We start from the raw sequence: 15,201 nt of genomic DNA on the forward strand, positions 1-15,201 counted from the left end.
GTCTGCCCCGACTCTGACCCCGCGTGGTTTCACCCAGAGGAGACGATCGTTTCCCGCTTGTTACAGGTTTCACCAGCGTGTGTCGCCCCGGTGAACACGGGCCCGGCCGAACCGCCGCTCAGCGGCGCTTGGTGAGCACGACCGCGTTCGGCGGCGCGGGCAGGTCCGGCCGCAGCCGGAAGCCCGCCTTCCGGTACATCCGCTGGTTGCGCACGCTCCCCGCCCCCGTGAAGAGGACGTACGACGTCGCCTCGGCCGGCGCGACCGCCTGGATGTGCTCGAGGAGCACCCGTCCGAGACCGGAGCCCTGCAGGTCCGGGGCGACCATGATCCGCCCGATGTCCCAGCGCTCACCGCCCTCGAGCCGCCCGCGGACCGCGCCGACGAGGCGCCCGGCCCGCCGCACGACCCAGGTGTCCCACTCCCCCAGCCAGGCCCGCACGTCGTCGAGCGACTCGTGCAATGCGGGGATGTCGAGGGTGTCGTTGGCCTGGGCCTCCTGCAGCCAGCAGGCGCGCTGGAGGGTGAGGATCTCCCCGGCGTCGCCGGGCCGGGCGCGCACGATCGGCGTGCCGTCGTCGAGGACCGAGGGGTGCAGCAGGTCCGGCCGGCGCTGCGCCGTACGACGGCGGGCCTCCTCGCGGCGCCACGCCGCGACCTTGCCGTGGTCGCCGCTGAGCAGGACGTCGGGTACGTCGCGGCCACGCCACGTGCGCGGCTTGGTGTAGACGGGGTACTCCAGCAGCCCGGACGCCCCGTGCGACTCCTCGACGAGCGACTCGGCGTTGCCCATGAAGCCCGGCAGCAGCCGGACGACCGCCTCGGTGACGGCCAGCGCGGCCACCTCACCGCCGTTGAGGACGTAGTCGCCGAGGCTGATCTCGCGGACCTCGGCGATCTCGCGGGCGTGGTCGATCACGCGCTGGTCGATGCCCTCGTAGCGGCCGCACGCGAAGACGATCCGCCCGCGGGTGGCGAGGTCCTCGGCGACCCGCTGGTCGAACGGCTCCCCCGAGGGCGTGGTGAAGACGACTGTCGTGTCCGCGTCGACGCCGATCGCGTCGAAGGCCTCGCCCCACGGCTCGGGCTTCATCACCATGCCGGCGCCGCCGCCGTAGGGGGTGTCGTCGACCGTGCGGTGCCGGTCGTGCGCCCACTGCCGCAGGTCGTGCACGTGGAACTCGAGGAGGCCGCTCGCGGCGGCCTTGCCGGGGAGCGAGAGCTCCAGCGGCGCGAAGAAGTCCGGGAAGATCGTGAGGTAGTCGAGCCTCACTCCCCGCCCTCCTCGTCGCTGTCCTCGGGGAACGGGCTCACCAGCCCCGGCCGGTCGGCGATCACGACCCGGCCACCGGCCACGTCGACCTCGGGCACCAGCGCGCTGACGAAGGGCACCAGCGCCTCGCGACGGTCGAGGGTCTTGATGCGGAGCAGGTCCTGGGCGCCGTGGACGAGGCCGACCAGCTCGCCGAGGTGGGTGCCGTCGACGTCGTACGCCGCCAGGCCGACCAGCTGGTGGTCGTAGAACTCCTCCGGGTCCTCCGGCGCCTCGTCGGCCGCGACGACGGCCCGGAGCACCACGCCGCGGGCCGACTCGGCCGCGTTGCGGTCGGGCAGCTCGCTGAACGCGACGAGGAGGACGCCCTGGTGCCAGCGGGTGCGCTCGACGGTGAGGGTGCGGGCGGCGAACGCGGAGCCACGGGGCGCCTCGGCCTGCAGGACCGCGCCCGCGACGTAGCGCCGGTCGGGCTCGTCGGTGCGGACGTCGACCGTCACCTCGCCCCGGATGCCGTGCGGCTTGCCGATCCGGCCGACGACGACCTCGATGCTCTCCACGGGTCCGAGGTTAGGGCCAGCCGGCCGGGAACGACGAACGGGCGCCTCCCCCGGAGGGGAGGCGCCCGTTCGGCTGCTTCGAACCTGCGTCAGGTCAGCGGCGGTCGGTGTCGACGAAGTCGATCCGGGTGTTGCCGTTGCCCGCGATGGCGCCGATGACCGTGCGGAACGCGGTGGCCGTGCGGCCGCCCCGTCCGATCACCTTGCCGAGGTCGTCGGGGTGCACCCGGACCTCGAGCACCGAGCCACGACGCAGCTGCTTGTCGCGCACGACCACGTCATCGGGGTGGTCCACCACTCCGCGGACGAGGTGCTCCAGCGCGTCGGCCAACATCGACTCAGGCCTCGGTGCTCTCGGCGGCGGGAGCCTCGGCCTCGGCGGCCGGCTCCTCGGCCGGGGTCTCCTCGGCGGCGGCCTCGGCCGGCGCCTCCTCGACCTTGTCGGCCTTCTTCTTCTCGGCCTTCTTGGTCACCGCGGCGCCCTTGGGCTCGTTGGCGGCGTCCTTGAGGGCCTCGTTGAAGACCTCGAGCTTGTCGCGCTTGGGCTCCTTGACCTTGAGGGTGCCCTCGGCGCCCTCGATGCCCTTGAACTTCTGCCAGTCGCCGGTGACCTTGAGGATGGCCTCGACGGCCTCGGACGGCTGCGCGCCGACACCGAGCCAGTACTGCGCCCGCTCGGAGACGACGTCGATGTACGACGGGTCCTCCTTGGGGTGGTACTTGCCGATCTCCTCGATCACGGCGCCGTCGCGCTTCTTGCGCGAGTCGACGATCACGATGCGGTACTGCGGGACCCGGACCTTGCCCAGGCGCTTCAGACGGATCTTGACGGCCACGTTTGTGGTGTCTCCTTGAGAACTAGTGTGGGTGAGGCGCGGGCGACCAGGTGGGGAACACCGGGACCCGGACTCGATGGGCGCTGCACCCACCGGTTGAGAGGGTCCGGAAGGCGCAGAACTCAGCCGCCAAGTCTGCCAGACGACCCGCCGCTCAAGAAATCCTGTCCGCCCCCTCTCCGCGACCGGGACCCGGGGCCCGGTCCGGTGGTCCCTTCCGGCCACCGTGGACCGGCCGCGCGGGGGTGGGGAGGACCTGTCCCCGCGACGGACGATCGTCGGGAACTGCTGCCCGTGGAAGGACCACCATGCACCCGATCCGTCGTACTGCCGCCGCCGTCATCGCCGCGGCTGCCCTCGCCACCGCTCCCCTCGCCCACGCCGAGGCCGCCGCCCACGCGAAGCCGCACGGCGTCCACGCCTCCCACGGGGACAAGGCGGGCGGGAAGTCCGGGAAGTCCGGGAAGGCCGCGGCCCGGGTCCGCGCGGCGCTGAAGCAGGTCGCCGTCAAGGACCGCGCGCTGGCTCGGGTCGCCAGGTCGAAGGGCCTGACCGCCCTGCCCGCGGAGCAGTCGAGCGTGCTCGTCGCCTCCGTCGCCGCGGACCGCGCCGCGCTCGCCGAGCTGCGTGCCGCCGTCACGGCCGGTACGACGACCCCCCGGGGCGCTCGCGCTGCGCTGAAGGCCTACCGCGTGGAGAGCTACCTCCAGGCCGTCGCGATCCTGCGCGACGCCGCCGAGCTGGCCGACCTCGCCGTCGACCTGCCCGAGGTCCTCGACCTCGTCGAGGGCGTCGTCGACGGTGTGCTCGGCGTGACCTCGACCGGCGGCCGGACGCTCGTGCGCACGGCCCACGCCGACCTCGAGGACGCCTGGGCGCTGTACGAGGAGCTGAGCGCCGAGCCCGAGGAGTGCACGGTCGACGAGACCGAGGACTGCACGGACGACGGCGGGGACGACGGGACCGAGGACGGTGACGACAGCGGCACCGACGGCGGCACCGACGGCGGCACCGACGGCGGGGACGACGGCGGCACCGACGGCGGCACCGACGGCGGCGGGGACACGCCCGAGGTGGAGCCGGTCGGCTGACCGCCCGACGGGCGGCCCGTTTCGCCGGGCCGCCCGTCCGGGCAGGCTGTGCCCATGACGTCGTACCCTCCCCCGCTCCGGAAGGCCCCCCGCACCGGCATCTGGATCGGCGTCGGCCTGATGGTCGCGGCCGTCGCGGTCGCGGTCGTCGCCGGCGTCCTGGTGTGGCGCCTGCTCGCGGGTGAGGTCGAGGTGATCGACGCCGACGGCACGCCGCACGAGGTGACGCTGCCGGCCGACGAGACCTACGGCACCTGGGTCGAACCGGCCCGGCCCGCGACCTGCCGGGTCGTCGACGCCGATGGCGGCGAGGTCACGCTCGAGCGACCGGACGGCAGCTACGAGGTCAACCAGTGGGACGCCGACCGGTCCTTCGAGACGGGGAGCGGCACGCTGACGGTCACCTGCACGCCCGGCGCCGACGCCGCCGGCACCGAGGTGCGGCTCGGCCCGCTGCCGAGCATCCCCGGGCTGGTCGGCCTGGTGTTCGGCGGCGTGTGCCTCGGGATGCTGCTCGGCACCGCGGGGCTGGTGGTGATCGTCGTGACCGTCGTCCGACGGAGCCGGCCGTCGCCGGCCTGAGCCCTCAGGCGACGACCTTGCCCCGCAGCACCACGCGTGCCGGCTCGGCCAGCACCGAGAGGTCCTCCAGCGGGTTGCGCGGGTAGACGACGAAGTCGGCGGCGTCGCCCTCGTCCAGGCCGGGGTTCCAGCCGAGCCACGCGCGCCCCCGCCAGGAGGCGGCGCCGAGGACGGTCTCGGCGGACAGGCCCAGCTCCACCATCGCGAGGATCTCCTCGTGGAGGACGCCGTGCCGTGAGGAGCCGCCGCCGTCGCTGCCGACGTAGAGCGCGACACCCGCGTCGTGGGCGTTCATCAGCACCTCGCGGCGGCGGGCGTACAGCCGCTCCATGGTCGCGGAGTACGCCGGGAACTTCTCCCGGCCGTCCGCCGCGAAGCCCGGGAACTTCGAGGTCTGCAGCACCGTCGGCACCAGCGCGACGCCACCGGCGACCATCCGGTCGAGGTGGGCCTCGGTGAGGCCGGTGCCGTGCTCGATGCAGTCGATGCCGGCGTCCAGCAGCGGCGCGAGCGACTCCTCGCCGAAGCAGTGGGCCGTCACCTTGGCGCCGTGCGCGTGGGCGACCTCGATCGCCGCCGCGACCGCGTCGGCGGGGAAGGACGGCGCGAGGTCGCCCTCCTCGCGTGAGATCCAGTCACCGACGAGCTTCACCCAGCCGTCGCCCGCCTGCGCCTGCTCGGCGACCGCGTCGACCAGGCCGTCGGGCTCGACCTCCTGGCCGTAGTTGCGGATGTAGCGGCGGGTGCGCGCCACGTGGCGTCCGCAGCGGATCAGCCGCGGCAGGTCCTCCCGCTCGTGGACCCAGCGGGTGTCGGCGGGCGAACCGCAGTCGCGGGTCAGCAGCACCCCGTTGTCGCGGTCGGCGATCGCGGTCCGCTCGATCTCCTCGTCGGAGACCGCTCCCCCGTCCTCGAGGCCGAGGTGATTGTGGGCGTCGACCAGGCCGGGCACGATCCAGCCCTCCGCGGCCGTCTCGGCACCCGCCGGCCGCTCATAGGTGACGTGGCCGTCGACGACGAAGAGCTCGCGCACCTCGCCGTCGGGCAGGACCGGACCGGAGAACCGCAGCGCACTCACGCGAGCGAACCTACCAACGTCGTACGACGCCGCGGCGTCCTCCTTCGAGGAGGATCCTCAGAGGTGGGACAGCAGCCAGGTCGGGCTGAGCGTGGTCGCCCCGACGCCGTGCACCCGCGCGTCGAGGGCCCGGTCGGCCGTGACCACGACCGTCCGGTGGCCCTTCTCGACGGCCTTCGCCGCCTCGGCCAGGATCGTCGCGTCGCCGTCCTTCGGCGCGTGCACGGTGCGCACGTGGGCGTCCCGACCGGCGCGGACCCCGCCCTTGGCCTGCCCCTCGAGCACGAGCACCACGACGTCGTACGGGACGTCGGCGACGAGGAGCTGCTCGTGGAGCCGCTGCGCGGCACCGGCGCGGTCCTTCCACCAGCCGTCGGGGCGGGCACCGACGACATTGGCGCCGTCCACGATGAGCGTGGAGGTCATCTCGGCTCCTGGCCTACCGGGTCCCGACGCGCCGGTCGGTCACTTCAGGAACTTCGAGAAGTCCTTCGGCAGCTGCAGGTTCTCCGCCGCGGCCTCGTAGTCGATGTCCTGGCCGATGCCGAACGGGTTCGGCTTCGCCTCGGCGGCCTTCGCCTTCGCGGCGGCGGCCTCCTGCGCGGCCTTGGCCGGGTTGCCCGACTTGCGCGCGCCCTTGCCCTTGCCCTGCTTGGCCTTCTGCTTGGCGCTGACCCGCTTGCCGCCACCGGGACCGCCCAGGCCGGGCATGCCCGGCATTCCGGGCATCCCGCCGCCGCGGGCCATCTGCATCATCATCTTCCGCGCCTCGAAGAAGCGGTCGACGAGGCCGTTGACGTCGGACACCGTGCGGCCGGAGCCCTTGGCGATGCGGGAGCGGCGCGAGCCGTCGATGATCTTCGGGTTGGCGCGCTCGGCCGGGGTCATCGAGCGGATGATCGCCTCGACCCGGTCGATCTCGCGCTCGTCGAAGTTCTCGATCTGGTCGCGGATCTGGCCCATGCCCGGGAGCATCTTGAGGATGCTGGTCATCGAGCCCAGCTTCTTCAGCTGCTGCATCTGGGCCAGGAAGTCGTCGAGCGTGAAGTCGCCGCCGGTCAGCTTCTCCGCCGCGCGGAGCGCCTCCTCCTGGTCGAACGCCTTCTCGGCCTGCTCGATCAGGGTGAGCACGTCGCCCATGTCGAGGATGCGCGAGGCCATCCGGTCGGGGTGGAAGACGTCGAAGTCGGTGAGCTTCTCGCCGGTGGAGGCGAACATGACCGGTCGACCGGTGACCTGGCGGATCGACAGGGCGGCACCACCGCGGGCGTCACCGTCGAGCTTGGTGAGCACCACGCCGTCGTACCCGACGCCGTCGAGGAAGGCCTGCGCCGTGGTGAGGGCGTCCTGGCCGATCATGGCGTCAACGACGAAGAGGACCTCGTCGGGCTGCACGGCGTCGCGGATGCCCGCGGCCTGCGCCATCATCTCGGCGTCGACGCCGAGGCGGCCGGCGGTGTCGACGATGACGACGTCGTGGAGCTTGCGCTTGGCCTCCTCGATCGACGCCTTGGCGACCGACACCGGGTCGCCCGTGCCGTTGCCCGGCTCCGGGGCGAAGACGGGGACGCCGACCTTCTCGCCGTTGACCTGGAGCTGCTGGACCGCGTTGGGACGCTGCAGGTCACAGGCCACCAGCAGGGGCGCCTTGCCCTGGTCCTTGAGCCACAGCGCGAGCTTGGCCGCGAGCGTGGTCTTGCCGGCACCCTGGAGGCCGGCGAGCATGATGACCGTCGGGCCGGTCTTGGCGTAGCGCAGCCGGCGGGTCTCGCCGCCGAGGATCTCGATGAGCTCCTCGTTGACGATCTTGACGACCTGCTGGGCGGGGTTCAGCGCCTGGCTGACCTCCTCGCCGCGGGCGCGCTCCTTGACCGCGGCCACGAAGTCCTTGACAACGGGCAGCGCGACGTCGGCCTCGAGCAGGGCGATCCGGATCTCGCGCGCGGTCGCGTCGATGTCGGCCTCGGAGAGCCGGCCCTTGCCGCGGAGGTTCTTGAAGGTCGCGGACAGGCGGTCGGACAGTGTGGCGAACAAGAGCGTTGCGTCCTCGTCGGAATCGTCGGTAGAAGTGAGGTCTTCGAACACCGATCGTAGCCGCCACGGCCCACGGGCCTGACGTCTGCGGTGGACGTTCGAGGGTACTGCGCTGGCGCTCGGGGCCTGCGCGGTGGTCGGGAGTGCCATCGGGGGCACCCCGCCGGGGTCAAGGAGGATCCTCATGCCCACCACGACACCTGTACGACGCCAGGACGGCCGGCGGCGCCGGCTCACACCCGCCGGCATCGCGATCTGGGGCGGCATCGCCCTCGTCGGCGCGGTCTGCTGGACGGTGCTCGCCCTCTCCCGCGGGGAGGAGGTGTCGGCCCTGTGGATCCTGTTCGCGGCGCTGGCGTCGTACGCGATCGCCTACCGGTTCTACGCCCGCTTCATCGCGGACCGGGTGCTCGAGGTCGACGACACCCGCGCGACCCCGGCGGAGCGGCTGGAGAACGGTCAGGACTTCGACGTCACGGACCGCCGGGTGCTCTTCGGGCACCACTTCGCCGCGATCGCCGGCGCCGGACCGCTCGTCGGCCCCGTGCTGGCGGCGCAGATGGGCTACCTGCCCGGGACGATCTGGATCATCGTCGGCGTCATCCTCGCCGGCGCCGTCCAGGACATGATGGTGCTCTTCTTCTCGATGCGCCGCGACGGCAAGAGCCTGGGCCAGATGGTGCGCGAGGAGATCGGCGTGGTCGGCGGCACGGCCGCGCTCGTCGCGGTCTTCGCGATCATGATCATCATCCTCGCCGTGCTCGCGCTGGTCGTGGTCAACGCGCTCGCGGAGTCGCCGTGGGGCGTCTTCTCGATCGGGCTGACGATCCCGATCGCCCTGTTCATGGGCTTCTACCTGCGCTACCTGCGCCCGGGCCGGGTCAGCGAGACGACCGCGATCGGCGTCGCCCTGCTCCTGCTGGCGATCATCGTCGGCGGCTGGATCGACGACACCGGCCTGGGTGACACGCTCACCCTGTCGCACGAGACGTTGACGATCTGCCTCATCGTCTACGGCTTCATCGCCTCGGTGCTGCCGGTGTGGATGCTGCTGACGCCGCGCGACTACCTGTCGACGTTCATGAAGGTCGGCGTGATCCTGCTCCTGGCCGTCGGGCTGGTGCTGGCGCGTCCGGTCCTCGCCAACGAGGACGTGACGTCCTTCGCGCTCGACGGCGACGGCCCGGTCTTCGCGGGCAAGCTCTTCCCGTTCGTCTTCATCACGATCGCCTGCGGCGCCCTTTCGGGCTTCCACGCGCTGATCTCCTCCGGCACGACGCCGAAGATGATCGCCAAGGAGAGCCAGGTCCGGATGATCGGCTACGGCGGGATGCTGATGGAGTCCTTCGTCGCGATCAGCGCCCTCATCGCCGCGTGCGTCATCGACCAGGGCCTCTACTTCGCGATGAACAGCCCCGCGGGCGCGACCGGCGGCACGGCCGCGAGCGCGGCGGAGTTCGTCGGCACGCTGGGCTTCACCGTCTCCCCCGACGTCCTCACCCAGGCCGCCGCAGCCGTGCAGGAGCCGACGCTCGTCTCCCGCACGGGCGGCGCGCCGACCCTCGCCGTCGGCATCTCGTCGATCTTCACCGACGCGTTCGGCGGCGGGCTGGCGGCGTTCTGGTACCACTTCGCGATCATGTTCGAGGCGCTCTTCATCCTCACGGCCGTCGACGCGGGCACCCGCGTGGGCCGCTTCATGCTGCAGGACACGATCGGCAACTTCTGGCCGCGCTTCGGCGACACGTCGTGGAAGCCGGCGGCGTGGGGCGCGAGCGCACTGGTCGTCGCGGCCTGGGGCTACATGCTCTACGTCGGCGTGACCGACCCGCTGGGCGGCATCAACCAGCTGTTCCCGCTGTTCGGCATCAGCAACCAGCTGCTCGCGGCGATCGCGCTGTGCGTGTGCGTGACGCTGATGCTCAAGCACGGCAAGGCACGGTGGGTGTGGGTGCCGCTGGTCCCGCTCGCGTGGGACCTGGTCACGACGATGACCGCGAGCTGGCAGAAGGTGTTCTCGGACAACCCTGCGATCGGCTACTTCGCGCAGGCGGACCGCTACCGCGACGCCCGCGACGCGGGCCAGGTGCTCGCACCGGCGAAGGACGTGGGCCAGATGGACCAGGTCATCCAGAACTCCACCACCAACGGCGTCCTCCAGCTCACCTTCGCCATCCTGACCCTGGTCGTGGTCGCCAACGCGGCCGTCGTCTGGGTGCGGGCCCTCCGGGCCGGTGGCCTGCCCACGACGGAGGTGCCGGCCACGCCGTCGCGGATCGTCGCGCCCTCGGACTTCTTCGCCACGGCCGACGAGAAGGCGGCCGTGCGGGAGTGGGAGGAGTCGCGGCTGACGGGGAGCCGGCAGTGAGCGTCGTACGCCACTGGTGGGCGGGCCTGCGCTGGTTCGTCCGGGAGTCGACGGGCGAGGCCCGCTGGGACGAGTACGTCGCCCGGTGCGCCGCGTCCGGCACCGTGCCGATGACGCGGCGGGCCTGGGAGCGGCACCGCGCCGACCAGCGGGAGCACAGCCCGCAGTCGCGCTGCTGCTGATCCCGCTGCCCCGCTCCCGGCACCGGCCTACGCTGGGACGATGGTGACGGTGGCGGTGTTCGTGGGGGCGGGGCTGCTCCTGCTGGTGCTCGTCGTCGTCGCCGGCAACCGGGTGCTCCGCTCGGACAACCCCGTCTCGAGCGGGATGGCCGACGGCCTGGGCAGCTTCATCGACGTCTTCGACCCCGCCCGGGCGCGCGCCGACCGCGACCTCAAGTCGCACGACAACCAGGGCGTCGTCACGCCCAACCCGGACGACGACGACGACCGGCCGGTCCGCGTCGACCTGGACCGCCGGGTGGCGAAGGTGCGCAAGCCCCGCTGAGCCACCCCGCCCGGACGTGACGCAGGTCTCACTGACCGGGACCGGCGCCCTGGGCCGGACTGCTCCTCCCGATGCTCGGGCCTCCGCGCACACCGAACCCGGAGGACAACCGATGAAGCGCCGTACCCGACTCTCCGCCCTCGCTGCGACGATCGCCGTCCTGGCCACGACGCCCGCCGTCGTGGGCCTCCAGGCCGACGCCGACCCGAAGCCCAAGCAGGTCTCCCCCGGCTACGACCTGCTCTTCGTCCGCCACGCCAAGTCCGTCTACCCGGTGCCGGAGGAGGAGCTCAACGCCGTGGGCATCCAGCAGGCCGCCAGGCTGGTCGAGTTCCTGCACGACGAGCCGATCGCCTCGGTCGACTCCTCGATCATGGTCCGGACCTACCAGACCGCCGACGGTGTCGCCGCCGACCACGACGTCCCCGTCCTCGCCGACGAGGACCTCCGCGAGGTCGAGCTCCCCTCCAAGGACGAGCGCATCGCCGGCGGCATCATGTACCAGTGGGTCAACGACCCGTCGACGCGCGGCAACGCGTTCGGCGGGGCCGAGGACTACTACGACGTCCAGGAGCGCTGGGAGCGCTGGTGGACGCAGTACGCCCGCGAGCACCGCAACGACCGCGGCACCGGTGTCGTCGTCGCCCACGGCGGCATCTACGGGCTGATGCTGCCGGAGACCTGCGCCAACAAGCCGCAGCTGCCGTTCTCGGAGCGCTTCCCGGGCAACACCGAGTTCATCAAGGCCCACCTCAACCCCAACGGCACCCTGGTCTGCACCGCGTTCGGCGTCAGCCCCGACCCTGCCGCCATGCCCAACGCGGACGGCTCGCCGCACTACTACTACGAGGTGGACCCGGTCACCGGTGCCTCGACGAAGGTGGTCTCCCCGACCCCCTGATCGGGCGAATCGTCACTCCGGGCTGATCGCGGCCCGGACCGTGTGGGCGGCCTCGGCTGCGCGCGTCTCCGAGAGCGCGCCGGCCGAGGCCTCCTGCACGTAGAAGACGTCGACGGCCTGGGGGCCGAGCGTCGAGACGTGGGCCGAGCGCACCGTCATGTCGAGGCCGGCGAGCGCGGCACTGACCTGGTAGACCACGCCGATCCGGTCGGCCGCCCGGACCTCGATGACCGTCGCGTGGTCGCTCGCCTCGGGCCGTACGACGACCGTCGGCGCGAGCTCGCCCTCGGCGGCCGGGCGCGGGGCCAGCCGCTGGGCCGGGTCCACCCGGCGGGCGGCGATGCCGTCCAGCTGGTTGCGCAGGGCACCGGCGTCGAGGAACTCGTCGGCGACGTCCCACACGGAGACGCCGTAGTCGCCCTGGGACCAGACCCGGGCGGCCCGGACCGGGACCCGGCGCAGCGCGAACATGGCGGCGACGTCGGCCAGCAGGCCGACCCGGTCGGGAGCGACCGTGGTGACCCGGGCGCCGTCGTCGACGGGCGCGACCTCGATGGAGACGCCACCCGCGAGGGCGGCCGGCGGGACCTCGATCTCCTCGACCCGGAAGGCGGGCGGGACGCTGCCCTGCTGGAGCGCGGCGCGGGCCCGGCGGGACAGGTCGAGGACCAGCCCGGCCCGCCACGACGACCAGGCCTTGGCGGAGGCGGCCTTGGCGTCGGCCTCCGTGAGCGCGGTCAGCAGGGCGAGCGCCTCCGGCGTACGGATGTGCTCGGTCAGCGCGTCGATGGTCGCGGGGTCGTCGGGGTCGCGGGTGGTCGCGATGTCGGCGAGCAGCAGGTGCCAGCGCACGAGCTGCGCGACCAGCTCGACCTCGTCGGCCGCGAAGCCCATCCGCTCGGCGATCTCGCGGGCGATCGGCGCCCCGGCGACGCTGTGCTCGGTCAGCCCGCCCTTGCCGATGTCGTGGAGCAGCGCGGCGACGACCAGCACGTCGGGGCGGGACACGTCGCGGATCAGCGCGGCCGCCTCGACGCACGTCTCGACGACGTGGCGGTCGACGGTGAAGCGGTGGATGACCGAGGCGTGCGGCAGCAGCCGGATCCGCTCCCACTCGGGCAGGATCCGGGCCAGCGCCCCCGTCTCCTCGAGCGTCTCCCACACGCCGAGCAGGCCGCGTCCGGCGGCGAGCAGGCGGACCATCTGCTGGCGCGCCTCGTCGGGCCACGGCACCGGCAGCGGAGGGCACTCGCGCACGAGCCGCGCGGCGGTAGGCGGGGCGAGCACGGCGTCGCGGGTGGCGGCCTCGGCGGCCGCCCGCAGCAGGAGCACCGGGTCCTGGGCCGGGCGTGCGCCCTTGTCGAGCACGACCTCGCCCTTGGACAGGGCCACCCCGGCCGCGATCCGCTCGAGCTCGGGCCGCCGTGGCCGCGCCGCGGGAGTACGCCGCACCGCGTCGTCGGCCCGCCGCCAGGCGAGCCGTGACAGGTGGGTCAGCCGGCGACCGAGCTCACGCACGTGGCGCTGCGCCGCGCGCTCGTCCGGGAGGTCGAGCCCCTCCGCGAGGGGCGTCCAGAACTCGGGGGCGATCCGGTCGGTGGCCCGGCCCGCCGCCTCGTGCAGCACGTCGCGCACGTCGAGCAGGTGTACCCGGCAGCGCTCGAGGTCGGCCGCCGGCACGTCGACCAGCCAGGTCGCGGTGAGGCTCTTCAGGACGGTCGCGTCGCGGAGCCCGCCCTCGGCCTCCTTGAGGTCGGGCATCGACAGGTGCGCCAGCTCGCCGATCAGCCGGTGCCGGTTGCGCACCATCTCGTGCAGCTCGGGCAACCGCTCGCGGGCCTGGCGTCGCCACTGGGCGAGGATCGTGGTCCGCAGCCGCAGGGTGAGGTTGGGGTCGCCCGCGACGTGGCGCACGTCGAGCAGGCCGGAGGCGACCCGCACGTCCGCCCCCGCGGCGGTGAGCATCTCCGGCAGTGAGCGCACCGAGTGGTCGAGCTTCATCCCGGTGTCCCAGAGCGGGTACCAGACCTGGCCGGCGAACTCCGCCCACCACTCCCCCCGCTCCTCGGCCACGCCCTCGTCGGAGACGAGGACCAGGTCGAGGTCGGAGTAGGGCGCCATGTCGCCGCGTCCGTAGCCGCCGACCGCGACCAGCGCCACGCCCGTGTCGGGGCCGCCCGCGTCGTCGTACGCCTTGGCGCAGAGGGCGTCGGCGGCGGCGGTCCGGGCGACGCGGTCGGCGGCGGTCATCGGGCGGTGGCGGCGTCCGGCGTCAGACGGCCGACGGGCCGGTGTCGCCGGTGCGCACCCGGACGACGGACTCGACCGGTGTCACCCAGATCTTGCCGTCGCCGACCTTGCCGGTCTGGGCCGCCTTCGTGATGGTCTCGACGATCTGCTCGACGTCGTGGTCGTCGGCGACGATCTCGATGCGCACCTTCGGCACCATCGCGATGTCGTACTCGGCGCCGCGGTAGACCTCCGTGTGGCCCTTCTGGCGGCCGTAGCCGCTGACCTCGCTGACGGTCATCCCGTTGACGCCGACGGCCTCGAGCGCCTGCCGGACGTCCTCCCACTTGTGCGGCTTCACGACCGCGCTGATCAGCTTCATGAGTGCATGCTTCCAGTACCGGGGCCGAAATGGGGGCGGGCACCGCCGGTGATGTGCAGGTCGTACGCCGTCTCGGCGTGGATCACGAGGTCGACACCGGCCACCTCGTGCTCGGGGTCGACCCGGAAGCCCATCGTCTTCTCGAGCACCCACACGAGGAGCGCGGTCATCGTGAACGAGAACGCGAGGGTCGCGCCGGCCGCCACCAGCTGCTTGCCGAGCTGGTCGGCCCCACCGCCGTAGAGCAGGCCGTCCACGCTGGTCACGTCCGAGGAGGCCAGCAGGCCGATGATGATCGTGCCGACCAGGCCGCCGACGAGGTGGACGCCGACGACGTCGAGCGAGTCGTCGTACTTGAAGGTGTACTTGAGGCCGACCGCGAGCGCACAGATCGCACCGGCCGCGACGCCGACGAGCATCGCGCCGATCGGGGTGACCGCGCCGCACGAGGGCGTGATCGCCACCAGGCCCGCGACGACACCGGAGGCGGCGCCGAAGGACGTCGCGTGGCCGTCGCGGAAGCGCTCGACCGCGAGCCAGGCCAGCAGGCCGGTGCAGCCCGCGAGCAGCGTGTTGACGAAGACGATGGCGGCGGTGTTGTTGGCGGCGAGCGCCGAGCCGGCGTTGAAGCCGAACCAGCCGAACCACAGCAGGCCCGCGCCGACCATGACCAGGGTCAGGTTGTGCGGCTTCATCGGGTCGCGGCCGAAGCCGACCCGGCGGCCCAGCACGAGGGCGGCGGCGAGGCCGGCCGCGCCGGAGTTGATCTCGACCGCCGTACCACCGGCGAAGTCGAGGGCGCCGAGCCGGTTGGCCATCCAGCCACCGACGTGGTCGCCGGCGCTGAAGTCGAAGATCCAGTGCGCGACCGGCGCGTAGACGAGGACGGTCCATAGCCCGGCGAAGACCAGCCAGGTGCCGAAGCGCGTGCGGTCCGCGATCGCGCCGGCGATCAGGCCGACCGTGATCACCGCGAAGAGGCCCTGGAAGGCCGCGAACAGCGTGATCGGGTACGACGCCTCCGGGTCCGCCTCGAGCATCCCCTTGAACCCGGCGAACTGGGTCGGGTCGCCGACGAGGCCGCCACCGAGGTCGTCGCCGAACGCGAGCGAGTAGCCGACGAGCACCCAGACGACCATCACGACGGCGAGCGCGCCGAAGACCATCATCATCATGTTGAGGACGCTCTTGGACCGGACCATGCCGCCGTAGAAGAAGGCGAGGCCCGGGGCCATCAGCAGGACCAAGGCGGCTGCGGCGAGGAGCCAGGCGGTGTCACCGGCGGCCGTGTCGGCCGCGGCCACCGCGAGCTGGGGCTGGAGCAGTTCAGGCATCCGAAAACTGTGGAGGCGCATTGTTA

General features: G+C 72.7%; 16 protein-coding genes and 1 pseudogene. 6 read left to right on the forward strand and 11 right to left on the reverse strand.

What is annotated here, in order from left to right; translation table 11 throughout:
• Nucleotides 1-118: 118 nt before the first annotated feature.
• The 5 genes and pseudogenes from BJ993_RS25520 to rpsP form a co-directional block, all read right to left on the reverse strand.
• Complete coding sequence (locus BJ993_RS25520; protein WP_308645703.1) at nt 119-562, reverse strand: GNAT family N-acetyltransferase; 444 nt, start codon at nt 560-562, stop codon at nt 119-121.
• A gap of 36 nt (nt 563-598) precedes the next feature.
• Nucleotides 599-1,273, reverse strand: a pseudogene (gene trmD, locus BJ993_RS25525) (tRNA (guanosine(37)-N1)-methyltransferase TrmD); the annotation flags it as partial.
• Complete coding sequence (gene rimM / locus BJ993_RS02175) at nt 1,270-1,833, reverse strand: ribosome maturation factor RimM (protein ID WP_207006338.1); 564 nt, start codon at nt 1,831-1,833, stop codon at nt 1,270-1,272. The gene rimM and the pseudogene trmD, both read right to left, overlap by 4 nt.
• Nucleotides 1,834-1,927: 94 nt before the next feature.
• Nucleotides 1,928-2,167 carry an RNA-binding protein gene (locus BJ993_RS02180; RefSeq protein WP_036546758.1) on the reverse strand — a complete coding sequence of 80 codons (240 nt, stop codon included), beginning with the start codon at nt 2,165-2,167 and terminating at the stop codon, nt 1,928-1,930.
• A 4-nt stretch (nt 2,168-2,171) separates the two neighbouring features.
• Complete coding sequence (rpsP, locus tag BJ993_RS02185) at nt 2,172-2,669, reverse strand: 30S ribosomal protein S16 (RefSeq protein ID WP_036546760.1); 498 nt, start codon at nt 2,667-2,669, stop codon at nt 2,172-2,174.
• A gap of 308 nt (nt 2,670-2,977) precedes the next feature.
• On the opposite strand from rpsP, the gene BJ993_RS02190 reads away from it, so the two are divergent.
• Nucleotides 2,978-3,760, forward strand: a complete 783-nt coding sequence (locus BJ993_RS02190) for a hypothetical protein (RefSeq protein ID WP_179647566.1) — start codon at nt 2,978-2,980, stop codon at nt 3,758-3,760.
• A 54-nt stretch (nt 3,761-3,814) separates the two neighbouring features.
• Nucleotides 3,815-4,342: a hypothetical protein gene (locus BJ993_RS02195; RefSeq protein WP_179647567.1), complete on the forward strand. Its 528-nt coding sequence runs from the start codon at nt 3,815-3,817 to the stop codon at nt 4,340-4,342.
• A gap of 4 nt (nt 4,343-4,346) precedes the next feature.
• Here the strand turns inward: BJ993_RS02195 and BJ993_RS02200 are convergent, their stop codons facing one another.
• Genes BJ993_RS02200 through ffh form a run of 3 tightly spaced genes read right to left on the reverse strand, consistent with a single transcriptional unit; the run spans nt 4,347 to nt 7,454 of the window.
• Nucleotides 4,347-5,420 (reverse strand): amidohydrolase family protein, encoded by a 1,074-nt coding sequence (locus BJ993_RS02200; protein ID WP_179647568.1) that lies wholly within the window; start codon nt 5,418-5,420, stop codon nt 4,347-4,349.
• Between the two features lie 57 nt (nt 5,421-5,477).
• On the reverse strand, nt 5,478-5,846 hold the full coding sequence (locus tag BJ993_RS02205; protein ID WP_036546770.1) for an NYN domain-containing protein: 369 nt from the start codon (nt 5,844-5,846) through the stop codon (nt 5,478-5,480).
• A 39-nt stretch (nt 5,847-5,885) separates the two neighbouring features.
• The gene (ffh, locus tag BJ993_RS02210) at nt 5,886-7,454 is read right to left on the reverse strand and encodes a signal recognition particle protein (protein ID WP_036546772.1); all 1,569 of its coding nucleotides are present in this window, start codon (nt 7,452-7,454) and stop codon (nt 5,886-5,888) included.
• Between the two features lie 184 nt (nt 7,455-7,638).
• On the opposite strand from ffh, the gene BJ993_RS02215 reads away from it, so the two are divergent.
• The 4 genes from BJ993_RS02215 to BJ993_RS02230 all read left to right on the forward strand — a co-directional run bounded on the left by BJ993_RS02215 (nt 7,639) and on the right by BJ993_RS02230 (nt 11,230).
• Nucleotides 7,639-9,822, forward strand: coding sequence for a carbon starvation CstA family protein (locus BJ993_RS02215; RefSeq protein ID WP_179647569.1), 2,184 nt, complete (start codon nt 7,639-7,641; stop codon nt 9,820-9,822).
• Entirely contained in the window at nt 9,819-10,004 is a 186-nt protein-coding gene (locus BJ993_RS02220; protein WP_308645450.1) for a YbdD/YjiX family protein, read from the forward strand. Before BJ993_RS02215 ends, BJ993_RS02220 begins: the two co-directional genes overlap by 4 nt.
• Before the next feature lie 40 nt (nt 10,005-10,044).
• Nucleotides 10,045-10,329: a hypothetical protein gene (locus BJ993_RS02225; RefSeq protein ID WP_179647571.1), complete on the forward strand. Its 285-nt coding sequence runs from the start codon at nt 10,045-10,047 to the stop codon at nt 10,327-10,329.
• A gap of 112 nt (nt 10,330-10,441) precedes the next feature.
• Nucleotides 10,442-11,230 (forward strand): histidine phosphatase family protein, encoded by a 789-nt coding sequence (locus BJ993_RS02230; protein WP_179647572.1) that lies wholly within the window; start codon nt 10,442-10,444, stop codon nt 11,228-11,230.
• Nucleotides 11,231-11,242: 12 nt separating this feature from the next.
• Here BJ993_RS02230 and BJ993_RS02235 read toward each other — a convergent pair whose 3' ends face one another.
• The 3 genes from BJ993_RS02235 to BJ993_RS02245 are packed head-to-tail and all read right to left on the reverse strand — an operon-like array spanning nt 11,243 to nt 15,175.
• Nucleotides 11,243-13,480, reverse strand: coding sequence for a [protein-PII] uridylyltransferase (locus BJ993_RS02235; protein ID WP_179647573.1), 2,238 nt, complete (start codon nt 13,478-13,480; stop codon nt 11,243-11,245).
• A 22-nt stretch (nt 13,481-13,502) separates the two neighbouring features.
• On the reverse strand, nt 13,503-13,841 hold the full coding sequence (locus BJ993_RS02240) for a P-II family nitrogen regulator (RefSeq protein WP_036546782.1): 339 nt from the start codon (nt 13,839-13,841) through the stop codon (nt 13,503-13,505).
• On the reverse strand, nt 13,838-15,175 hold the full coding sequence (locus tag BJ993_RS02245; RefSeq protein ID WP_179647574.1) for an ammonium transporter: 1,338 nt from the start codon (nt 15,173-15,175) through the stop codon (nt 13,838-13,840). Before BJ993_RS02245 ends, BJ993_RS02240 begins: the two co-directional genes overlap by 4 nt.
• Nucleotides 15,176-15,201: the final 26 nt, after the last annotated feature.

The organism is Nocardioides aromaticivorans (assembly GCF_013408525.1).
GTDB classification, from domain to species: domain Bacteria; phylum Actinomycetota; class Actinomycetes; order Propionibacteriales; family Nocardioidaceae; genus Nocardioides; species Nocardioides aromaticivorans.